Raw genomic sequence first — 21,387 nt, 5'->3', positions numbered from 1 at the left:
CTGCCAGATAACGTTGGAATCTCCGCTCTTTGTGCTAAACTGTGCCACCGAGCCTGGTCTATACTAGGTTCGTAGGTTCAGTAACATGCGAGATAAAATGATGATCAAACAACGTACATTAAAGCGTATTGTTCAGGCGACTGGTGTCGGGTTACATACCGGCAAGAAGGTCACGTTGACCATGCGTCCTGCACCGGCAAATACCGGGGTCATCTATCGCCGCACAGACTTGAATCCCCCGGTTGATTTTCCGGCTGATGCAAAATCCGTGCGTGATACCATGCTCTGTACTTGCCTGGTTAATGAGCATGACGTGCGTATTTCTACGGTGGAGCATCTTAACGCTGCGCTTGCAGGGTTGGGCATTGACAATATTGTCATCGATGTTGACGCACCAGAAATTCCAATTATGGATGGCAGCGCCAGTCCGTTCGTTTACCTGCTGCTAGATGCGGGTATCGAAGAGCTGAACTGCGCCAAGAAATTTGTACGTATCAAACAGTCCGTTCGCGTTGAAGACGGCGACAAGTGGGTCGAAATGAAACCGTTTAACGGCTTTAGCCTCGATTTCACTATCGACTTCAACCACCCGGCGATTGATGCGGGCAACCAGCGCTATCGTTTGGATTTCTCCGCTGATGCGTTTGTTCGCCAGATCAGCCGTGCGCGTACCTTCGGCTTCATGCGCGATATCGAATACTTGCAGTCTCGTGGGTTGTGCCTGGGCGGCAGTATGGATTGTGCCATCGTTGTTGACGATTATCGCGTTCTGAACGAAGACGGCCTACGTTTTGAAGATGAGTTTGTCCGCCATAAAATGCTGGATGCCATTGGTGACCTGTTTATGTGTGGTCATAACATCATCGGTGCGTTTTCTGCGTTTAAATCCGGTCATGCGCTGAACAACAAACTGTTGCAGGCTGTGCTGGCGAATCAGGAAGCGTGGGAATACGTGACCTTCGAAGACGAAGCTGAAATGCCGTTGGCGTTTAAAGCACCATCTACCGTGCTGGCGTAACGCTTGAAATTGAAGTAATCATTTCTTATTACGACTGGTTTTACTGGTACTCTCTCCGGCCAGTGAAGCCAGTCGTTCTAATATCTTTCTGAGTTTTTCCGGGCTGTTGCCTGCTAACGTCCTCAATGTCTCCGCGCTTTGTTCACTCAGCTGACGCAACGGTTTGTCGTCGGTATTTTCTGTCGCTGCAATGTCACCATTTTTCACGATTTCATGCCCTTTTGCGGCAAGCGTTGGATTAATCCTGATGTCGATTGAAGCCAATGATGGTAGTATTTGTGCGCGTAATGCAGAGAGCAACGCAGGTTGTTCGTAACGTAACCGCATCAGCCAACTGGCGTTGGCGGTTTCCAGTATCAGTAAACCTTGCCGGTAATTAGCGACGCGGCACCATGGGTGCAACGGTGCAGGCAATAATCCGCGCACGGCACGGTTGAGTTTTAATAAGGCGATAGCGCGCTGTTGCACATCTTGTAGCGGGCCTTTACCCGACATAGAGGCGCTATCAAACAGAAATTCCAGTGATTGTGGGCGGCTATCACGCATAGACCTGGCTCCGGTGGATGTTACTCGTGATTGGTATTCTAAATCGTTGGCGACAATTTGGCAGACGTTATTTCTGGCCGCATCTCTTATTAGGGATGGTCGCGGCGAGTCTTGGCCTGCCGACAAGCCTGAACGACTCACAGGATATCACTTCACTCCCTAATTCAAGCTCTAGCGTTAGTCGTCAGAATAACGTATCGCTGAACCTTACCGATCTGGTCGCGCTGAAAGAAGCGCATCGGCGCTCGTCCTACAGCGTAGATTATTGGCATCAGCATGCTATTCGAACAGTAATTCGTCATCTTTCTTTTGCATTGACGACACCACAGGCGGCCAGTGCCCAGCAGGTTGACGATCTTCAACCTCATTCTCTGGTTTTGCTGGATACGCTAAATGCGTTGCTGACGCAGGATTCCCAATATCCCTTTGTGATCTCCCCCCATGCCGAGCGCGTCACTTTTTATCCTCAGGCACACCATCAAATCGGCATCTGGCTTGCCAAAATCCGCGGCATTCGTGCTGGACCTTATCTTCTCAGTTGAAAGTGTAGTAGATAAATTAGCTGAAGAAATTTCTCTCGTTTTTTGCTGAGTTTCTCAGTTTTCGATGTTGTGTTGCCACTGGATACGTGGCATTTGTGAGATTAAAATTATTATGGTCATGAATATCCTAACCAAAATTTTTGGTAGCCGTAACGATCGTACGCTGCGTCGTATGCGTAAAAATGTTGATGTCATCGGTCGTTTAGAACCAGAAATGGAAAAACTTTCTGATGAGGAACTGCAAGCGAAAACGCTGGAGTTTCGCGCTCGTCTGGAGAAAGGCGAAACGCTGGAGAACCTGCTGCCGGAAGCTTTCGCTGTCGTGCGTGAATCCAGTAAGCGTGTCTTTGGCATGCGCCACTTCGATGTGCAACTGCTTGGCGGCATGGTACTGAATGAGCGGTGTATCGCAGAAATGCGTACCGGTGAGGGTAAAACACTGACGGCAACATTACCTGCGTACCTGAACGCGCTGACGGGTCGTGGCGTACACGTGGTTACCGTGAATGATTATCTGGCACAGCGTGATGCCGAAAATAACCGCCCGTTGTTTGAATTCCTTGGCCTGAGCGTCGGTATTAACCTGCCGGGAATGCCCGCACCAGCGAAGCGTGAAGCGTATGCCGCAGACATTACCTACGGTACTAATAACGAATACGGTTTTGACTACCTGCGTGACAACATGGCGTTCAGCCCGGAAGAGCGCGTACAGCGTAAACTTTACTACGCGCTGGTGGATGAGGTTGACTCCATCCTGATCGATGAAGCACGTACGCCGCTGATTATTTCCGGTCCAGCTGAAGATAGCTCCGAGCTTTATATTAGCGTCAATAAAATTATCCCTCACCTGATCCGTCAGGAAAAAGAAGATTCTGATACTTTTCAGGGTGAAGGCCATTTCTCTGTTGATGAGAAAGCGCGTCAGGTTAACCTCACTGAGCGTGGTCTGGTTCTGGTAGAAGAACTGCTGGTGCGGGAAGGTATTATGGAGGAGGGTGAATCGCTGTACTCCCCGACGAACATTATGCTGATGCACCATGTGACCGCCGCGCTGCGTGCGCACGTGCTGTTTACCCGCGACGTGGACTACATTGTGAAAGACGGTGAAGTGATCATCGTCGATGAGCACACTGGCCGTACCATGCAAGGGCGTCGCTGGTCAGATGGCCTGCATCAGGCTGTGGAAGCGAAAGAGAAAGTGGCTATCCAGAATGAAAACCAGACGCTGGCTTCTATTACCTTCCAGAACTACTTCCGCCTGTATGAAAAACTGGCCGGTATGACCGGTACGGCAGATACCGAAGCGTTTGAATTCAGCTCCATCTATAAGTTGGATACGATTGTGGTGCCGACTAACCGCCCGATGATTCGTAAAGACTTGCCCGATCTGGTCTACATGTCCGAGCAGGAAAAAATCGATGCCATCATTGAAGATATCAAAGATCGCTCGGTAAAAGGTCAGCCTATTCTGGTTGGTACGATCTCCATTGAGAAATCCGAAGTGGTTTCTCAGGCGCTGGAGAAAGCAGGCATCAAACACAATGTATTGAATGCGAAGTTCCACGCCATGGAAGCAGACATCGTCGCTCAGGCGGGTCAGTCTGGTGCCGTCACTATCGCCACCAACATGGCTGGTCGTGGTACGGACATCGTATTGGGCGGTAGCTGGCAGGCCGAAGTGGCACATCTGGAAAACCCAGATGACGCACAAATTGCAGAAATCAAAGCGGCCTGGAAAGTACGCCATGATGCGGTGTTGGCGGCGGGCGGTTTGCACATTATCGGTACTGAGCGTCATGAATCTCGCCGTATTGATAATCAGCTGCGTGGCCGTTCTGGTCGTCAGGGGGATGCGGGTTCATCACGCTTCTATCTGTCGATGGAAGATGCGCTGATGCGTATTTTTGCCTCCGATCGTGTTTCTAACATGATGCGTAAACTGGGGATGAAACCGGGCGAAGCGATTGAGCACCCGTGGGTCACCAAGGCGATTGCTAACGCTCAGCGTAAAGTGGAAAGCCGTAACTTTGATATTCGTAAACAGTTGCTGGAATACGATGATGTGGCGAACGACCAACGTCGTGCGATCTACACACAGCGTAACGAGCTGCTAGACGTGTCCGATATCAGTGAAACCATCACCAGTATTCGTGAGGATGTGTTTAAGACAACTATAGACAGCTATATTCCACCGGAATCTCTGGAAGAAATGTGGGATACGGAAGGTCTGGAACAGCGCCTGAAGAACGATTTCGATCTGGATATGCCGATCAAGGCGTGGCTGGATAAAGAGCCTGAACTGCACGAAGAGACGCTGCGTGAGCGTATTTTCCAACAGGCGCTGGAAGTTTATCATCGCAAAGAAGAAGTGGTTGGCGATGAAGTCATGCGCAACTTCGAGAAAGGCGTAATGTTGCAGACGCTGGATTCTTTGTGGAAAGAGCATCTGGCGGCAATGGATTACCTGCGTCAAGGCATCCATCTGCGTGGCTATGCACAGAAAGATCCGAAGCAAGAATATAAGCGTGAATCGTTCTCTATGTTTGCCGCGATGCTGGAATCACTGAAATATGAAGTGATCAGTACGCTGAGCAAAGTCCAGGTGAGAATGCCGGAAGAAATCGAAGCGCTGGAACAACAACGCCGCGAAGAGGCTGAACGTTTAGCGCGGCAGCAGCAACTGAGCCATCAGGAAGAAGATAGCCTGAATACAGGTTCACCAGCACAGGCCGACCGTAAAATTGGACGTAACGACCCTTGCCCATGTGGTTCAGGCAAGAAATATAAGCAGTGCCACGGTCGCTTACAGAAATAATTGGCCGCTGAATCCAGTGATTAATAGGTGATAAGTGCAAAGGCGGTCATTGACCGCCTTTTACTTGGTAAGAATCTGATAGGAATTGTCATGACGCAAAAACAGTTATCCGTCGCAGTGGGCATCATCCGCAATGCGGAACAGCAATACTTTATTGCTCGTCGTCCTGATGGCGTTCATATGGCAGGGATGTGGGAATTCCCCGGCGGTAAAGTTGAAGAGGGCGAAACGCCAGAGCAGGGCTTGATTCGTGAACTGCGTGAAGAAACGGGCATAGAGGCTAGTGCACCACAGCCGCTAAACGACAAAACGTTTTCTACGCCGGAGAGAATCATCACGCTTCATTTCTTTCTGGTTGAAACGTGGCAGGGGGAACCCTATGGCCGGGAAGGTCAGGAATCTCGCTGGGTGAGCGTAGAAGAATTATGTGAGGAGGAGTTTCCGCCAGCGAATGCGGAGATGATCCGCTGGCTGAAATCGCTTTAATCTGCGCTTTTCTGTGTGAACTCGTTATCGCGAAACGTGGCCGTTAGCGCGTTTCGCTCCAGTCTTCGCTGTCTGAGACCATATCATCACTCGGAATGCGCTTTTCTTCATCAGCCCATTCGCCCAAATCGATGAGCTGACAACGCTTGCTACAAAATGGGCGATAGGTGCTGGCCGCTTCCCAGATGACCGCTTGCTTGCAGGTTGGGCACTTTACGGTTGTAATTTCTGTTGTCATAAGATTCTTTTTCACTCTATTTGTGACTTAACACATTCTGGTTTGTCAGGGCTGAGTCTAGCAGCAGGCCAGTTCAAACGTTAAACGAGGAGGAATGTGGCCGTTTTCGCTATCTAATGGCAGGAAACGGATGGCGTAGCGTGTCTTATGGCCGGATATTTGTGGATAGAGCTGATGTACCTGCTCAAGACGCAAACGTAGCAGGTCTGCATCCGAGGCATTATCCTGGAAGAAACCGTTCAGACTGGTTTGTGGACGGAACGTGGCGGAGTGACGGATCAGTTCCAAGATCATATCCAGCGCTTGTTTAAGTGGCGACAAGGAACTAAGCCAGCCATAAACCAATTTCTCACGCAATTCCTGAGGCTGATGCAACCAGCTATGCAGCGTTGGTAAGTCGAAACTGCAACATCCGCCGGGAATACCGAGCCGCTGACGAACCATGCCAATCAAGCGGTCTTCTCGTAAGAATTGCCCCATCCGCGGTGCTGCCATCAGCGTACTGGCCAGATCTTTTAGCTGACGTCGCAGTGAGTGGATGCGCTCCATATCAACGCCCGGCACATCACTCCATTGCAGCAATTTTTGCTGTTGGCGTTCCAGATCTTTTAGCAACTCAGTCCGCACATCTCCACGCTCCAGCACATCGAGCAACTCGGCGATAGCGCGAAAAAATGTCAGCGCACTTCCCATATCGGTCAGGGAATGGTTTTGATGCAACTGCTGTAACAATGACTCGATACGCAACCAGGTACGCGTTTTTTCGTTCAGCGGATATTCAAATAAAATCGTTGAGGGAGCGTCACTCATTCTTAGTCATCCTGTCGGCTGCGGAAGCGGCTAGCTCCAGGTAATGGCGGTGTAATTCCGCAACCTGTGGAGCTAACTCGTTTGGGCAACGACTATTATCAATAATATCATCGGCATAAGCCAGGCGCTGTTCTCGGGTTGCCTGTGCTGCCAGTATGCTTTCTGCTTGCTGCTGGCTGATGCCATCGCGGGCCAGCGTGCGTGCAAGCTGTGTGTCTTGGTCTACATCAACGACCAGAATACGGTGTGCTCGCTGTTGTAAACCGTTCTCCACCAGTAAAGGGACGACCCACAGAATGTACGGTGCGGATGCAGCCTGAAACTGGGCTTGTGTTTCCTGATGGATCAACGGGTGGAGTAAATTATTCAGCCACTGTTTCTCCTCCGGTGAGGAAAAAATCCGTTGGCGTAGTGCGGCACGATCCAATGAACCCTCGGTATTGAGCATAGCGTCGCCAAACCGGAGCTTAATGGCATCCAGTGCGGGTTTCCCTGGTTCGACTACCTGTCGTGCGAGGATATCGGCATCAACGATAGTGGCTCCTAATTTGGCAAATTCATCGGCTACGGTGCTTTTTCCGCTGCCAATACCGCCCGTTAAGGCTACGATGTATGTCATTGCACCTGTATTGAAAAGTTAACATTTTTACTATCTTCAAGGGGAGAGGCGTTCATTTCCATCCCCTGAATCCAATCAAGCATAAACCGCAGTTTGCTCCACACTATCACCCTGTCAGGTGATAGGTAAATTTTTCTGATTTTATCCCAAATAAAGTGAAAATCGCAGTCTTGCCGCAGGATTATTCCTGCGTATGATAACGTCACTGGTAAAGGGCTATTATTTTTTCAGAAATGATTATGCTTAGTAACAATACTGAGCATTCCGCCATCACTCACCAGGAACTCGAACCTCATGCGTATTGAAGAAGATTTAAAGTTAGGCTTTAAAGACGTTCTCATCCGGCCAAAGCGTTCGACGCTGAAAAGCCGCTCCGACGTCGAGCTGGAGCGTCAATTCACCTTCCTCCACGCCGGCGGCAATTGGTCCGGCGTACCGATTATCGCCGCCAATATGGATTCCGTAGGTACGTTTAGTATGGCGGAAGTTCTGGCTTCTTTTGATGTTCTGACTGCTGTCCATAAACACTATTCTGTCGAGCAATGGTCCCAGTTTGTGCAACGCGCCCCAGCATCGGTATTACGTCATGTCATGGTCTCCACTGGGACATCCGACGCTGATTTCATCAAGTTAAAGCAAATTTTGGCGCTATCGCCAGAGCTAAAACTTATCTGTATCGATGTAGCAAATGGCTATTCTGAGCACTTTGTGACGTTCCTGCAAAAAGCGCGCGAGGCCAATCCAGACAAGGTTATCTGTGCTGGAAACGTTGTAACTGGCGAAATGGTGGAAGAACTCATTCTCTCTGGGGCGGACATCGTGAAAGTCGGGATTGGCCCCGGTTCTGTCTGCACTACGCGTGTTAAAACGGGCGTTGGCTACCCTCAGCTTTCCGCTGTGATTGAATGTGCCGATGCGGCACATGGCCTCGGCGGGCAAATTGTGAGTGATGGCGGCTGTGCTATGCCGGGCGATGTCGCGAAAGCCTTTGGCGGCGGCGCCGATTTTGTCATGTTGGGCGGCATGTTGGCAGGGCATGATGAATGTGAAGGTACCATCGTTGAAGAAAACGGTGAGAAAATGATGCTGTTCTACGGTATGAGTTCCGCATCTGCGATGGAACGTCACGTCGGCGGTGTGGCTGAGTACCGTGCCGCAGAAGGAAAAACCGTGAAATTGCCTCTGCGTGGTCCGGTAGATAATACCGTACGCGATATTCTTGGTGGCCTGCGCTCGGCCTGTACCTATGTCGGTGCATCCCGTTTGAAAGAGCTGACGAAACGTACAACGTTTATTCGCGTGGCCGAGCAGGAAAATCGTATTTTCAACGGATAGTTGCACGTTTTCACATTTCCTCTTTCCGCTGTGAATAGTGATTACGCGACCTGATTTGTAAACGTTGTCGTGCTGTATTGGTCGGTTTAGGCACCGGCCAATACATTTCCCAGTTGGAAGATCGGCAAATACATGCCAATCACTAGCGCCCCGACCATCCCCCCGACGACCATCATCAATAACGGTTCCAGCGTTTGTGTCAGCATGTCGGCCTGTTGTTGTACCCGTCTCTCATGCCATTCTGCTAACTGTGTAAAGATGGTATCCAGTGCTCCGGTTTCTTCCCCTACCCGAATCAACTGCGGACACGGTGCAGGGAACAAAGCGATGTGATGCTGTGTGGCATGGTATAGCGACGAGCCTTGATGCAACTGCTCTTGTATCTGCTGAATCGCGGCCTGATAAAGCGGGTGGCGGATCGTGGCGGCTGCATCCAGCCCTTCTGGGAGCGTTAAACCCGCCTGTTGCGTCATCGCCAGAATGTTGAATATCTGGTTCAGTGATTTACCGCGTAGCAAACTGGACACCACAGGGAGCCTCAGTAGACATTCCTGTTCTCGGATTTTCCATAATGGTCTTTGCTGTCTCAGTCGGGCATACTCCAGCATTAGGCCGCTAATCAGCAATAGTCCAATGAATCCGTAGCTAGCGAGGATATCGGCGAGATGAAGCAACTGTCGGGTAAACCACGGCAACGGCGTATCGAACGAAGAATAGAGTGTCGCAAACTCGGGTAGAACCAGCAGCAACATCATCATGCTGACCAGTATTGCAATGACCAAAACAAAACAGGGATAACGTAGCGCCTTGATGACTTTCTGTTGCAATCTGGACTGTTTTTCTTGCTGTTGGGCTAGCTGTAGGCAGCATGTGTCTAGTTTTCCCGTCAATTCACCGACGGCAATTAGGGAGCGATACAGAACGGGAAAGACATGGGGATATTCGTGTAATGCCTCAGACAGCGAACTTCCCTGAGCAACATGAGTACGAACGTCACGTAATACGCAACGCCAGCCAGGGCGTTCATGCTGTTCCGACACCAGTTTTAATGCTTCCAGCAGCGGTAATCCAGCTTGTAGTAGAGCAGCGAGCTGTTTGATTAACTCACCTAGCTGTTCGCGTTTCCAGTAGCGGGGCGACAGATAATGGCCAGCCTTTACGATGAGCGGCTGGTAGCCTTGAGCAATCAGACTGGCATAGGCATGCTGGCGGTGCGTGCTAATAAGTTCGCCGTCAGCAAATTCACCCTCGGATGTGATTGCCTGCCAGTGATATAAGCGCTCTAACCTCATTGTGCCTCCTGATTCATCGACCACTCATCGCCGACTACACGATAGACTTCAGCAAGTGAAGTCAGGCCATCGTTGACCAACTCAAGCCCTGCGGTCAGTAGTGTCGGAAAACCAGAGTCTTTCGATAGAGCCGATAGTTCCCCAATGCTGGCGTTGCTTGCTAACGCTACCTGAAAATCTGGCGTGATGGGCAGCAATTCATAGAGCGCGACACGGCCATAGTAGCCGGAGAAACAGTGGCTACAGCCGCTGGCCTGCCAATGCTGGAGTGACCCTTGCCATATGTCGTCTGGTAGTGAGCGTAGCGGTTCTCCGGGGGTTTTACAGTGCGGGCATAGTCGACGCACAAGCCGCTGTGCGACGATGAGCCTTAGCGCCGCAGCTAACAGATATCCAGGAATGCCCAAGTGATTGAGACGAGTTAGCGTTTCTACCGCAGAGTTGGTATGTAACGTGGACATCACCAGATGGCCCGTTTGTGCGGCTTTTACCGCAATTTCTGCGGTTTCTGCATCGCGAATTTCACCAATCATAATGACGTCTGGATCTTGTCGCAGCAGCGCACGTAAAATTCGCCCAAAGCCCAGTTCGGCTTTGGGATTGATCGCCGTTTGGTTGATTCCCTGTAAGGGAATTTCGACCGGATCTTCCACGCTACAGATATTGCGGCTGCACTCATTCAGCCAGCATATTGCGCTGTAAAGCGTCACGGTTTTTCCACTGCCTGTAGGGCCAGTGACGAGCAGCATGCCCTGTGAGGCGCTCAGCACACCGATAACCTGCTGCAATGCTTTTTCGCTAAGACCTAGCTTGTCCAGCGCCAACTCCTGTTGGTGCGTTTGTAAAATACGCAATACAACTTTTTCTCCCTGCTGCACGGGGAGGGTGGCGATGCGTAACGAGTAGGCTTGTTGATCCAACATTAGGCTGAACTGGCCGTCTTGCGGCAACCGGCGCTCGGCGATATTCAACTTGCCCATGATTTTTAGTCGTGCCGTAATCCGGCCTGTCAACTCTGGAGGGGGCGCGGATATGGCCTGCAACATACCGTCAATGCGTAGCCGCACGCGATAGCTGTCTGGCTGCGGCTCAAAGTGGATATCAGAGGCGCGGCGTTGAACGGCGAGGCGCAGCGTTTGGTGGATAAACTGCGCAACGGGGGAATCATCGTCATGATCCTGCGGCTCTGCGTTGGCGTGATGAATACTGGCACGATAGGTTTCTGCTGGTTCGGCAACGGCGTTCACTGGGTTAAGCTGTTGTTCCATTCTTGCCTGTGGCCACTGTTCCACCATAATTCGACGGTTGCTGGCGAAACGCAGTGCAGCGATCATCTCTGCCGAAGGGGATGCTGTGACGGCAACCGACAGCGTTTGTTCATCAATACTGAGCAATAATGCCTGATAACGTCGGCACAATGTCTGTAACTCGCTGAGCGTATGCTCGGTGGAGAAGGCGGAATCAGCCATGATTAACCCGCCGTGTTATCGAAACGGAAAACGTCCTGACAGGCAGATTGCAGGCTCTCTGTACCGTTGTCTGTGGCACAATTTTTCGTCCAGCGCGAAGCGCCAGTTTCGCTATCCCACGTTGGTGTCAGAATGACGCGCAGCCCTTGCAGAGTAGATTGTCCGGTCAGCGTAATCACCCCTTGAGTGACGCTAACGGTGCTGACATAGCGTGAAGATTTGCTGCCTGGTATTCCCTGATTACCTGCATTGCAGGCCGTAAAAGCGGCATTTTCCAGACCACAGAGATCGACAGGCGTTTTATAAGACACCATCGTTTGCAGCATGTCCGTCAGCGCTGCTTTTTGCAGATAGCCTTGGTACGCCGGTACGCCAATAGCACTGAGGATGGCGACGATCGCAATGACGATCATCAGCTCAATCAGCGTAAACCCTTGTTGTTTTGTCATGTTGATTTCCCTGTTGTTGCATATCAATTTTGTGGCGCATAAATGTTGCGTTACATAAATCCATACGGATGGCTGGCAGCATAGAAAAGCGCGTGAAGGCTGACGAGCAGGGAAGCGTGAAACAGGAAGGCGCCACGACATGTTTTTAGATATTTGCAGAGGATTGAAAACTTTTTGCGAGCAGAGACGCAATTTTCATGCTTCCGGGAGGGGGCATCTGTGTGGGAAATGCAGTCTGCGTCGTTACGATTGTATGTGAGGGGATGAGATGTAGAGAGGTGAACGAGGTGCGAAATGGCACCTCGCTGGTAGAAATAGAGAAGCGATTAAATAAAGCGCATGGATAAATCCAGTGCCTGTACGTGCTTGGTTAATGCGCCCACCGAGATATAGTCCACGCCAGTTTCCGCATAGCCACGCAGTGTGTCGAGCGTGACATTGCCGGATATTTCCAGCAGCGCATGACCTTGCGTTAAGCCAACCGCTTCCCGAATGCTATCCAGACTAAAATTATCCAGCATAATGATATCTGCGCCAGCCTCTAGCGCTTGCTGTAACTCATCCAGCGATTCGACTTCAACTTCGACCGGTACATCGCTGCGTAAAGCCTGCGCTTTTTCTACCGCATTTTTGATTGAGCCAGCAGCGATGATATGGTTTTCCTTGATCAGGAATGCATCGGATAGACCAAGACGATGGTTGTCGCCACCGCCGCATGATACGGCGTATTTCAGCGCGGTTCGCAGCCCCGGCAGCGTCTTGCGGGTATCCAGCAGTCGAGTGCGCGTTCCCTGCAATACGGCAACATAGCGGCTGACTTCGGTTGCGACGCCGGACAGCGTTTGCAGAAAATTCAGCGCTGTGCGTTCACCGGTCAGGAGCTGTTTGGCTGGGCCTGTGATGTCACACAGCGTTTGGTTGGGAGTGATAGCGTCGCCATCGGTAACGTGCCAGATGATCGTTGTCGTGTTGCCTAATTGAGAAAAGACTTCCTCAATCCAGCGCGTGCCGCAGAATATACCCGCTTCACGCGTGATAATACGTGCGCTGACGGTCTCATTGTCGGGTAACAGAAGGGCGGTAATATCTTGATTAGCATCGACGATGCCACCTAAATCTTCACGCAGTGCCAGTTGCACGCTGGCGGGGATATCTTGTGCAATACGAGCGAGCAAGGCTTGTTGGCGTTGTTCCTGACTGTAGCGACGCGTTGACATGACAAAACTCCGAAGGGGGATTCGGAGGTCTATGCTACCTTGTTTATATCAGGACATCCAGAATGAATAGTTATTATAATTCAATATGTTAATGTTATTTGTATTTCCGACGAATACTGATATCCGCCGGAAAAGGGATGCGATTTTAGAAGTTGTAACCAACAACCAGGTAGTAGCCCCAGCCGGTAGATTTCACTTCAAACGGACCTTTGCCGAAATTGAGTTCTGCGCCATCAGCCCATTGGCCGCCATTGTGGAAATAACGAGCGACGAAAGAGTAGTGCCAGTGGTCGTAGCCCAGCGCCAGAATATGGCTGGAGGCAATGGAGTTGTTGGTGCGGCTTGCATTCGATTTATCACGCAGTTCTGAACCAAAATCGAAATTGGTGAAGCTGATATACGAGACATTGCCGCCCAGCACAGAACCCAGCGGGTAAGAGTATTTCACTTTTACGCGGTAGCCGTCCCATTCGTTTTCGTTCGCCGCGCCGTAATTCTGCCATTGGTATTTGGCATAGCCGTTTACTGAGAGAGACAGATCGGTGCCGGTATCAATATCGGTGCCTAAGCCCATGTACCAGGTGCTTTGGCGTGAACCGCTGTTGCGACCCTGATCGTAAATCACGTTATTGGCGATGTACCACTCTTTAAACGGACCAAAGCTCAGGTCAGCCCCTGTCAGTTTATCAATCGAGAAGCGTGGTTCGATCTCGACAAACAGCGGAGAGCCTTTGTCCCAAATACCACGGCTGTCGGGATCGCCACCAAAAAATTTAGGCGCATCGGCGTAGCCGTAGAAATCGAACCAGTCTTTACGTGCAAACGCTTCGTATTCCAGGTAGGTCGTGCTGTTCAGTTGCGGTCCAAAACGGGTGTGGGCGCTGCCGACGACGTTAATACTCTGATGCCACCAGTCGGACAGGTATTCGGCTTTATTGCTGTCGGCAAGGGCAGGCATTGAGCAGGACAGTGCCAGCAAGGCGCCTGCGGCGAAAGTTTTCTTCATGTTAAGTACCCTATGTTAGACGTCATGTGCGTTGTGCGTAAGGTTGTAAAATAAGCTTTGGTAATACCTAAAAAAATCAGAAGATAATTTTGTCATGCATTTTAAGTAAAAATAGATGTAATGCACGAAAACGATTGCTTTCCATTGGTGTGTTACATTTTTAATGTGATTTTTGTCACAAAATAATGTTGGTATTTTCCCTTGTGGAAAAGGGCGAGAAATTGAATGCGGGCAGAAAATTGATGGGAGCATCACTGAATGAATGGTAAAGCCTATTGATACCGAGTTGAATAGATAGCATGGCGTGAAACATGGTATCTTGGATACAAGGACTTTTGGCTATATGGTTTTACACCTGAAATTAGTTTTTACGCCAGAAATGAGCTTTTTCGCCTGATTCAGCCGGCAAACGATACGATGCGAGGTTATCGCCGATGTTTTTGGAAAATGGCTGGTTATCCGACATTACACACACGCCTTCGCCGCATCATGATGGTCGTCCGAATAATGAGGTGCCTTCCTTACTGGTGATTCACAATATCAGTCTGCCGCCGGGTGAGTTTGGCGGCCCGTATATTGACCAGTTGTTTACGGCTACTTTGGACCCCACTGCGCATCCCTATTTCGCTGATATTTCCCATTTACGCGTCGCGGCACACTGCCTGATTCGTCGCGATGGGCAAACCACGCAGTATGTGTCTTTCGACCAGCGCGCCTGGCATGCTGGCGTTTCGGTGTTTGAAGGCCGTGAACGCTGTAATGATTTCTCTATTGGCATTGAGCTGGAAGGGACGGATACGCTGCCTTTTACCATGGCGCAGTATCACTCACTGGTTGCGATTACACGCCTGTTAATGCGGGCTTATCCTATTACACTGCCGCGAATTACCGGACATAGCGACATCGCTCCGGGCCGTAAAACCGACCCCGGCCCGGCATTTGACTGGGACGGTTATCATCATCTGCTGCAAGAAAACTGGATAGAAAATAAAAGGAGTCTCGATCAATGACGCTGTTTACACTGTTGCTTACGCTCGCATGGGAACGGTTGTTCAAACAGGGGGAGCATTGGCAGATTGATCATCGGCTTGGCGTTGTGTTCCGACACGTTCCCTCTCCCTCTTTATTTCAAACGTTGTTCCTGACGCTATGCAGTATGGGCATCGTGGCGGGACTGTTGTGGCTAACGAGCGGCATTCTGTTTGGTCTGGTTTCCCTTCTGTTGTGGATTGTGATCAGCCTGATGTGTATTGGTGCGGGTGAGATTCGTCAGCACTATCGGTGCTATTTGCAGGCGGCACAGCGCGGCGAGGCGGATGCCAGCCGAGAAATGGCGGAGGAATTGGCGTTGATTCACGGTTTACCCGTTGGTGCAGGTGAAAGCGAGCAGTTAAAGGAATTGCAAAATGCCTTGCTATGGATAAATTTCCGGTTTTATCTAGCTCCGCTATTTTGGTTCGTTGCTGCAGGGTCATACGGGCCGGTTGCGCTAGTGGGGTATGGTTTTTTGCGCGCCAGACAAACCTGGCTTGCCCGGCATAATACGCCGCTGGAACGTGCGCAGTCTGGTGTCGATCGTTTGTTACATTGGCTTGACTGGATTCCCACCCGTTTGGCTGGTGCTGCTTATGCGTTGCTGGGGCATGGTGAAAAAGCGTTACCTGCCTGGTTCGCATCGCTAGGGGATTTCCGTAGTTCACAATATTGGGTGTTAACGCAGTTGGCGCAATTTTCTCTGGCGCGTGAATCCCATAGCGAGCCTGTAGAAACGCCTAAAGCCGCCGTGACGCTGGCGAAAAAAGTGACGTTGGTGCTGGTGGTGGTGGTTGCACTTTTGACGATATACGGTGCGCTGGTCTGATGTTTATTGTGCGTTGGTAGGAAAAATAATGGCCGACAAGGTCGGCCATCGAATCGGAAAAAATACGGTGGGCGCTGAGGCTTACTTCGTCTGATTTTTCTTTTTGATAAAGTAGCCCACGGCCAGAATAACTAGCCAAACCGGGATCAGCATGACGGAAATCTGAATGCCTGGCGTTAGGAACATAACCACCAGTATACCTGCCAGGAATAGCAGACAGAGGTAATTACCCAGCGGATAAAGCAGCGCTTTAAACTTGGTCACCGTACCTTCTTTGTCCTTCTGTGCACGGAACTTCAGGTGCGCCAGACTGATCATCGCCCAGTTAATCACGAGAGCAGACACGACCAGCGCCATTAATAGCTCGAACGCTTTACCGGGAATAAGGTAGTTGATCAGTACACATAACGCTGTCGCCAGTGCGGAGATACCGATAGCGACAACGGGTACGCCACGGCTATCGACAGTCTCCAGCACTTTCGGTCCATTACCCTGTTTTGCCAACCCGAACAGCATGCGGCTGTTGCAATAAACACAGCTGTTGTAAACCGACAGTGCTGCGGTCAATACCACGATGTTCAGTACCGTAGCCACGACGTTGCTATTCAGTTCATGGAAGATCATGACGAATGGGCTACCGCCTTCCACAACCTTGCCCCACGGGTACAGTGACAGCAGGATAGCGAGTGAACCGATGTAGAAAATCAGGATACGGTAGATCACCTGATTGGTTGCGCGTGGAATGCTTTTCTCTGGGTTATCCGCTTCTGCTGCGGTAATTCCGACCAGTTCCAGACCACCAAATGAGAACATGATAACGGCCATCGCCATCACCAGACCGAGCCCGCCATTCGGGAAGAACCCGCCCTGCGCCCACAGGTTGGTCACGGTGGCTTCCGGCCCGCCCGTACCGCTGATCAGCAGCCAGCCGCCAAAGATGATCATGCCAATAATCGCCGCGACTTTGATGATGGCAAACCAGAATTCCATCTCTCCGTAGACTTTGACGTTTGCCAGATTGATGGCGTTAATCAGTAGGAAGAACACGGCGGCGGATACCCAGGTCGGAATGTCTGGCCACCAGTACTGGACGTAAATCCCCACGGCGCTGAGTTCGGCCATGGCGACCAGAACATACAGTACCCAGTAGTTCCATCCCGATGCAAAGCCTGCGAAGTCGCCCCAATATTTATACGCAAAGTGGCTGAACGATCCGGCTACCGGCTCTTCAACCACCATCTCGCCTAACTGGCGCATAATGAGAAACGCAATCAGCCCGCCAATTGCATAGCCTAATAGGACCGATGGCCCGGCCATTTTGATTGTTTGTGCAATACCAAGAAAGAGGCCAGTACCTACCGCGCCACCCAAGGCAATCAACTGAATATGGCGGTTTTTTAAACCACGCTTTAGCGTGCCGTCCGCTTGTTGATTATCCATCAAATTTAACCCTCTGCCTGTGCAAGTAAAAAATACGCTGCGTATTATTGACTGTACGTTTGTGTAATTTTATTTTTACGGAATGGTATTTCTTAAATTAAGAAATCCGCTACCGTTTGCCAAAGAATAGTGATAAGTGCGCAAGATTGCACTGATTTCTTATAGCCTGATAATTAAAAGCTATCGCTACATCAAAATTTTTATCTCTCTTTGATTGAACCCCTGATGATGGGAAAAGGGTGGGGGGATTTGAAGATTAATACCTCTTTGGGCTTACCCCTTTTTATTACCTCTTTATCCCTGCGGTAAAAATAGTGCTTACCCCAATAGGGGGCTACTGGTTATTACGCTATCTTTATAAGAATAAAAAACCTTATTTTTTGAATAAAAATTCACTATTTGTGTATTTAAACGGTTCAGCATTGCCTGCTTTACGTTTCAAAAAAGTTAAAATATAGACAGGGGGATTAATGGTAATACCACAGGTGGGCTATCACTTTGCCGCATGTTTCTCGTGCATTTGTTAAAATCTGGTGGGATTGGTGATTTAGCTCAAGGTCCTTATGGACAGAAGGTGAATACTTTGTTACTTTAGCGTCACGTTTTTGAAATTGGTATTACCAATTGACTCCGCGCCATTCGCAGAGAAGAATTCACCATGGCATACAGCAAGATCCGTCAGCCCAAACTGTCAGATGTGATTGAACAGCAGTTGGAGTTTCTGATCCTTGAGGGAACCTTGCGCCCCGGCGAGAAGCTCCCACCGGAGCGCGAACTGGCAAAACAGTTCGATGTTTCCCGCCCTTCTCTGAGAGAAGCCATTCAACGCCTGGAAGCCAAAGGTTTACTTTTGCGCCGTCAGGGTGGTGGTACCTTCGTTCAAGCCAATCTATGGCAAAGTGTCAGCGATCCGCTGGCAGAATTACTGAGCACACATCCCGAATCACAGTTCGATCTTCTCGAAACACGTCATGCGCTAGAAGGCATTGCTGCCTACTATGCGGCGTTGCGTGGCACCGAGTCGGATTTGCAACGCATCCGGGATTGTCATGCCGTGATTGAGAAGGCGAGGGAAGCGGGCGATCTAGACGCCGAGTCAGAAGCCGTTATGCAGTATCAGGTTGCTGTAACAGAAGCCACGCATAATGTGGTTTTGTTGCATTTGGTACGTTGCATGGGGCCGATGCTCGAACAGAACGTGAGGCAGAATTTTGAATTGCTTTATTTGAGCCGTGAAGTGTTGGCTCAGGTTAGCATTCATCGCGCCAGCATTTTTGAGGCGATTGTTGCCCGTGAGCCGGAGAGGGCGCGCGAAGCATCACACCGCCATCTGGCGTTTATTGAGGAAGTATTGCTGGATCTTAACCGGGAACATAGTCGGCGCGAGAGATCGCTGCGTCGGCTCCAGCAACGCAAGGACTGAGCACCCGTGTTTTTGGTGCTCTGAATGCGGCTATGACGACGATGAGCCTGTCTTCATGCATTTTGCTTATGATCAACGATGAGCCAGAATGCAGGAAGACAGGCTCCAACAAACCAACTTATTAGAGAAGATAAGGAATAACCATGTCAGATCGTTTAAATAATGACGTGGATCCGATCGAAACCCGCGACTGGCTGCAGGCGATCGAATCGGTCATCCGTGAAGAGGGTGTTGAGCGCGCTCAGTTCCTGATAGATCAGGTTCTGGGTGAAGCGCGTAAAGGCGGTGTTAGCGTTGCTGCTGGTACGGCTGCACGTCAATATATCAACACCATCGCAGTGGAAGACGAACCGGAGTATCCTGGTAATCTGGATCTGGAACGTCGTATTCGCTCAGCAATCCGCTGGAACGCGATCATGACGGTACTGCGCGCTTCGAAAAAAGATCTGGATCTGGGCGGCCACATGGCTTCTTTCCAGTCTTCCGCCACTTTCTATGAAGTGTGCTTTAACCACTTCTTCCGTGCTCGCACTGCGCAGGACGGCGGCGACCTGGTCTACTTCCAGGGCCACATTTCTCCGGGCGTTTACGCTCGCGCCTTCCTTGAAGGCCGTCTGACAGAAGACCAAATGAACAACTTCCGTCAGGAAGTTCACGGTAACGGTCTGTCTTCTTATCCGCACCCTAAACTGATGCCGAACTTCTGGCAGTTCCCGACCGTTTCGATGGGTCTGGGCCCGATTGGTGCTATCTACCAGGCTAAATTCCTGAAATATCTGGAAAATCGCGGCCTGAAAGATACCTCTAAGCAAACCGTTTATGCCTTCCTGGGTGACGGTGAGATGGACGAACCAGAATCCAAAGGTGCGATCACCATCGCGACCCGTGAAAAACTGGACAACCTGGTGTTCGTTATCAACTGTAACCTGCAACGTCTGGATGGTCCGGTTACGGGTAATGGCAAGATCATCAATGAACTGGAAGGCATCTTCAGCGGCGCTGGCTGGGATGTGATCAAAGTGATGTGGGGTGACCGTTGGGACGAACTGCTGCGTAAAGACACCAGCGGTAAACTGATCCAACTGATGGAAGAAACCGTCGACGGGGACTACCAGACCTTCAAATCCAAAAATGGTGCCTATGTGCGTGAGCACTTCTTCGGTAAATACCCGGAGACGGCTGCACTGGTGAAAGACTGGAGCGACGATCAGATTTGGTCACTGAACCGTGGTGGTCACGATCCGAAGAAAGTCTACGCTGCACTGAAAAAAGCGCAGGACACCAAAGGCAAACCAACTGTTATTCTGGCGCATACCATTAAAGGTTATGGTATGGGCGACGCGGCGGAAGGTAAGAACATCGCTCACCAGGTTAAGAAAGTTAACATGGACGGCGTGCGTTACTTCCGTGATCGTTTCAATGTGCCAGTTAGCGATGAAAATATCGAACAGCTGCCGTACATCACCTTCGATAAAGATTCTGAAGAGTACAAGTACCTGCACGAACGCCGTCAGGCGCTGGGTGGCTACCTGCCGTCTCGTCAGCCGAACTTTGACGAGAAGCTTGATCTGCCAACGTTGGAGGATTTCCGCACGCTGCTGGAAGAGCAGAACAAAGAAATCTCTACCACTATCGCGTTTGTACGTGCTCTGAACGTGATGCTGAAGAACCAATCTATCAAAGATCGTTTGGTTCCGATTATCGCTGACGAAGCGCGTACCTTCGGTATGGAAGGTCTGTTCCGCCAAATCGGTATTTATAGCCCGAAAGGCCAGCAGTACACGCCGCAGGACCGTGAGCAGGTTGCCTACTACAAAGAAGACCAGAAAGGTCAGATTCTGCAGGAAGGTATCAACGAGTTGGGTGCAGGTTCTTCCTGGCTGGCGGCGGCAACGTCTTACAGCACCAACAACCTGCCGATGATCCCGTTCTACATCTACTATTCTATGTTCGGTTTCCAACGTATCGGCGATCTGTGCTGGGCTGCGGGTGACCAACAGGCGCGTGGCTTCCTGATCGGTGGTACTTCAGGTCGTACAACGCTGAACGGCGAAGGTCTGCAACACGAAGATGGTCACAGCCACATTCAGTCTCTGACTATCCCGAACTGTATTTCCTACGATCCGGCATTTGCCTACGAAGTTGCTGTCATCATGCATGACGGCCTGCACCGCATGTACGGCGAAGCACAAGAGAACATTTACTACTACATCACCACGCTGAACGAAAACTACCACATGCCTGCGATGCCGCAGGGTGCGGAAGAAGGTATCCGTAAGGGTATCTACAAGCTGGAAACGGTTGAGGGTAGCAAAGGTAACGTTCAACTATTGGGCTCAGGTTCTATCCTGCGTCACGTACGTGAAGCGGCTCAGATTCTGGCGAAAGACTACGGTGTGGGTTCTGACGTATTCAGCGTTACCTCCTTCACTGAACTGGCGCGCGATGGCCAAGATTGTGAGCGTTGGAACATGCTGCATCCGACCGAAGCGCCACGCGTTCCTTACGTGGCTCAGGTACTGAGCGATGCGCCAGCGGTTGCGTCTACTGACTACATGAAGCTGTTTGCTGAGCAAATCCGTAACTTCATCCCTGCTAGCGATTATCGCGTACTGGGTACGGACGGTTTCGGTCGTTCTGACAGCCGTGAGAACCTGCGTCACCACTTTGAAGTGGATGCGTCTTACGTCGTGGTTGCGGCTCTGGGTGAACTGGCTAAACGCGGTGAAATCGATAAGAAAGTGGTTGCAGATGCCATCACTAAATTCAACATCGATGCAGATAAAGTTAACCCGCGTCTGGCATAAGAGGTAAAGATTAC

Annotated in this window: 19 protein-coding genes; 9 read left to right on the top strand and 10 right to left on the bottom strand. The window is 50.6% G+C overall.

The features are described 5' to 3' along the window. Window positions 1-100: 100 nt before the first annotated feature. Window positions 101-1,018 (top strand): UDP-3-O-acyl-N-acetylglucosamine deacetylase, encoded by a 918-nt coding sequence (gene lpxC / locus AACH44_RS17065; protein ID WP_261847117.1) that lies wholly within the window; start codon window positions 101-103, stop codon window positions 1,016-1,018. Between the two features lie 18 nt (window positions 1,019-1,036). On the opposite strand, the gene AACH44_RS17060 is transcribed toward lpxC, so the two are convergent. Then, on the bottom strand, window positions 1,037-1,564 hold the full coding sequence (locus AACH44_RS17060) for a DUF721 domain-containing protein (RefSeq protein WP_261847088.1): 528 nt from the start codon (window positions 1,562-1,564) through the stop codon (window positions 1,037-1,039). A 26-nt stretch (window positions 1,565-1,590) separates the two neighbouring features. On the opposite strand from AACH44_RS17060, the gene secM reads away from it, so the two are divergent. The 3 genes from secM (at window position 1,591) to mutT (ending at window position 5,407) form a co-directional block, all read left to right on the top strand. Next, the gene (gene secM / locus AACH44_RS17055; protein ID WP_261847087.1) at window positions 1,591-2,106 is read left to right on the top strand and encodes a secA translation cis-regulator SecM; all 516 of its coding nucleotides are present in this window, start codon (window positions 1,591-1,593) and stop codon (window positions 2,104-2,106) included. A gap of 112 nt (window positions 2,107-2,218) precedes the next feature. Beyond that, window positions 2,219-4,921 (top strand): preprotein translocase subunit SecA, encoded by a 2,703-nt coding sequence (gene secA / locus AACH44_RS17050; RefSeq protein ID WP_261847086.1) that lies wholly within the window; start codon window positions 2,219-2,221, stop codon window positions 4,919-4,921. 90 nt (window positions 4,922-5,011) lie between these two features. Further along, window positions 5,012-5,407 (top strand): 8-oxo-dGTP diphosphatase MutT, encoded by a 396-nt coding sequence (mutT, locus tag AACH44_RS17045; RefSeq protein WP_261847085.1) that lies wholly within the window; start codon window positions 5,012-5,014, stop codon window positions 5,405-5,407. A 43-nt stretch (window positions 5,408-5,450) separates the two neighbouring features. Here mutT and yacG read toward each other — a convergent pair whose 3' ends face one another. Genes yacG through coaE form a run of 3 tightly spaced genes read right to left on the bottom strand, consistent with a single transcriptional unit; the run spans window position 5,451 to window position 7,074 of the window. Continuing rightward, entirely contained in the window at window positions 5,451-5,645 is a 195-nt protein-coding gene (gene yacG, locus AACH44_RS17040; protein WP_261847084.1) for a DNA gyrase inhibitor YacG, read from the bottom strand. Between the two features lie 57 nt (window positions 5,646-5,702). Further along, window positions 5,703-6,455, bottom strand: a complete 753-nt coding sequence (gene zapD, locus AACH44_RS17035) for a cell division protein ZapD (RefSeq protein WP_261847083.1) — start codon at window positions 6,453-6,455, stop codon at window positions 5,703-5,705. Further along, window positions 6,448-7,074: a dephospho-CoA kinase gene (coaE, locus tag AACH44_RS17030; protein WP_261847082.1), complete on the bottom strand. Its 627-nt coding sequence runs from the start codon at window positions 7,072-7,074 to the stop codon at window positions 6,448-6,450. Before coaE ends, zapD begins: the two co-directional genes overlap by 8 nt. 294 nt (window positions 7,075-7,368) lie before the next feature. Between coaE and AACH44_RS17025 the strand changes: the two genes are divergently transcribed. Next, the gene (locus AACH44_RS17025) at window positions 7,369-8,409 is read left to right on the top strand and encodes a GMP reductase (protein WP_261847081.1); all 1,041 of its coding nucleotides are present in this window, start codon (window positions 7,369-7,371) and stop codon (window positions 8,407-8,409) included. A gap of 86 nt (window positions 8,410-8,495) precedes the next feature. On the opposite strand, the gene hofC is transcribed toward AACH44_RS17025, so the two are convergent. The 5 genes from hofC to AACH44_RS17000 all read right to left on the bottom strand — a co-directional run bounded on the left by hofC (window position 8,496) and on the right by AACH44_RS17000 (window position 13,842). Beyond that, window positions 8,496-9,701 (bottom strand): protein transport protein HofC, encoded by a 1,206-nt coding sequence (hofC, locus tag AACH44_RS17020; RefSeq protein WP_261847080.1) that lies wholly within the window; start codon window positions 9,699-9,701, stop codon window positions 8,496-8,498. Continuing rightward, window positions 9,698-11,170 (bottom strand): type II secretion system protein GspE, encoded by a 1,473-nt coding sequence (gspE, locus tag AACH44_RS17015; protein ID WP_261847079.1) that lies wholly within the window; start codon window positions 11,168-11,170, stop codon window positions 9,698-9,700. Before gspE ends, hofC begins: the two co-directional genes overlap by 4 nt. Before the next feature lie 2 nt (window positions 11,171-11,172). After that, window positions 11,173-11,619: a prepilin peptidase-dependent pilin gene (ppdD, locus tag AACH44_RS17010; protein ID WP_261847078.1), complete on the bottom strand. Its 447-nt coding sequence runs from the start codon at window positions 11,617-11,619 to the stop codon at window positions 11,173-11,175. Between the two features lie 326 nt (window positions 11,620-11,945). Beyond that, window positions 11,946-12,836: a carboxylating nicotinate-nucleotide diphosphorylase gene (gene nadC / locus AACH44_RS17005; RefSeq protein WP_261847077.1), complete on the bottom strand. Its 891-nt coding sequence runs from the start codon at window positions 12,834-12,836 to the stop codon at window positions 11,946-11,948. A gap of 145 nt (window positions 12,837-12,981) precedes the next feature. Then, complete coding sequence (locus AACH44_RS17000; RefSeq protein ID WP_261847076.1) at window positions 12,982-13,842, bottom strand: nucleoside-specific channel-forming protein Tsx; 861 nt, start codon at window positions 13,840-13,842, stop codon at window positions 12,982-12,984. Between the two features lie 434 nt (window positions 13,843-14,276). Here AACH44_RS17000 and ampD point away from each other — a divergent pair, with 434 nt between their 5' ends. Beyond that, entirely contained in the window at window positions 14,277-14,852 is a 576-nt protein-coding gene (gene ampD / locus AACH44_RS16995; RefSeq protein WP_261847075.1) for a 1,6-anhydro-N-acetylmuramyl-L-alanine amidase AmpD, read from the top strand. Then, window positions 14,849-15,703 carry a beta-lactamase regulator AmpE gene (gene ampE, locus AACH44_RS16990; RefSeq protein WP_261847074.1) on the top strand — a complete coding sequence of 285 codons (855 nt, stop codon included), beginning with the start codon at window positions 14,849-14,851 and terminating at the stop codon, window positions 15,701-15,703. The genes ampD and ampE overlap by 4 nt, the downstream gene beginning before the upstream one ends. Before the next feature lie 81 nt (window positions 15,704-15,784). Here ampE and AACH44_RS16985 read toward each other — a convergent pair whose 3' ends face one another. Continuing rightward, window positions 15,785-17,143 (bottom strand): amino acid permease, encoded by a 1,359-nt coding sequence (locus tag AACH44_RS16985; RefSeq protein WP_261847073.1) that lies wholly within the window; start codon window positions 17,141-17,143, stop codon window positions 15,785-15,787. 658 nt (window positions 17,144-17,801) lie between these two features. Between AACH44_RS16985 and pdhR the strand changes: the two genes are divergently transcribed. After that, entirely contained in the window at window positions 17,802-18,566 is a 765-nt protein-coding gene (pdhR, locus tag AACH44_RS16980) for a pyruvate dehydrogenase complex transcriptional repressor PdhR (RefSeq protein ID WP_261847072.1), read from the top strand. Between the two features lie 143 nt (window positions 18,567-18,709). Next, entirely contained in the window at window positions 18,710-21,373 is a 2,664-nt protein-coding gene (gene aceE, locus AACH44_RS16975; RefSeq protein WP_261847071.1) for a pyruvate dehydrogenase (acetyl-transferring), homodimeric type, read from the top strand. Window positions 21,374-21,387: the final 14 nt, after the last annotated feature.

The sequence above is a fragment of the Pectobacterium araliae genome, assembly GCF_037076465.1.
Taxonomy (GTDB): domain Bacteria; phylum Pseudomonadota; class Gammaproteobacteria; order Enterobacterales; family Enterobacteriaceae; genus Pectobacterium; species Pectobacterium araliae.
Note: the sequence above shows the minus strand (reverse complement) of the source record. Positions and strands in the feature narration are given on the sequence as shown.

Coding starts and splice junctions, on each gene's coding strand:
- AACH44_RS17025 (WP_261847081.1), top strand. CDS start 7,369: ATGCGTATTGAAGAAGATTTAAAGTTAGGCTTTAAAGACGTTCTCATC.
- hofC (WP_261847080.1), bottom strand. CDS start 9,701: ATGAGGTTAGAGCGCTTATATCACTGGCAGGCAATCACATCCGAGGGT.
- nadC (WP_261847077.1), bottom strand. CDS start 12,836: ATGTCAACGCGTCGCTACAGTCAGGAACAACGCCAACAAGCCTTGCTC.
- ampD (WP_261847075.1), top strand. CDS start 14,277: ATGTTTTTGGAAAATGGCTGGTTATCCGACATTACACACACGCCTTCG.
- secA (WP_261847086.1), top strand. CDS start 2,219: ATGGTCATGAATATCCTAACCAAAATTTTTGGTAGCCGTAACGATCGT.
- AACH44_RS17000 (WP_261847076.1), bottom strand. CDS start 13,842: ATGAAGAAAACTTTCGCCGCAGGCGCCTTGCTGGCACTGTCCTGCTCA.
- pdhR (WP_261847072.1), top strand. CDS start 17,802: ATGGCATACAGCAAGATCCGTCAGCCCAAACTGTCAGATGTGATTGAA.
- aceE (WP_261847071.1), top strand. CDS start 18,710: ATGTCAGATCGTTTAAATAATGACGTGGATCCGATCGAAACCCGCGAC.
- coaE (WP_261847082.1), bottom strand. CDS start 7,074: ATGACATACATCGTAGCCTTAACGGGCGGTATTGGCAGCGGAAAAAGC.
- AACH44_RS17060 (WP_261847088.1), bottom strand. CDS start 1,564: ATGCGTGATAGCCGCCCACAATCACTGGAATTTCTGTTTGATAGCGCC.
- ampE (WP_261847074.1), top strand. CDS start 14,849: ATGACGCTGTTTACACTGTTGCTTACGCTCGCATGGGAACGGTTGTTC.
- lpxC (WP_261847117.1), top strand. CDS start 101: ATGATCAAACAACGTACATTAAAGCGTATTGTTCAGGCGACTGGTGTC.
- yacG (WP_261847084.1), bottom strand. CDS start 5,645: ATGACAACAGAAATTACAACCGTAAAGTGCCCAACCTGCAAGCAAGCG.
- AACH44_RS16985 (WP_261847073.1), bottom strand. CDS start 17,143: ATGGATAATCAACAAGCGGACGGCACGCTAAAGCGTGGTTTAAAAAAC.
- gspE (WP_261847079.1), bottom strand. CDS start 11,170: ATGGCTGATTCCGCCTTCTCCACCGAGCATACGCTCAGCGAGTTACAG.
- mutT (WP_261847085.1), top strand. CDS start 5,012: ATGACGCAAAAACAGTTATCCGTCGCAGTGGGCATCATCCGCAATGCG.
- zapD (WP_261847083.1), bottom strand. CDS start 6,455: ATGAGTGACGCTCCCTCAACGATTTTATTTGAATATCCGCTGAACGAA.
- ppdD (WP_261847078.1), bottom strand. CDS start 11,619: ATGACAAAACAACAAGGGTTTACGCTGATTGAGCTGATGATCGTCATT.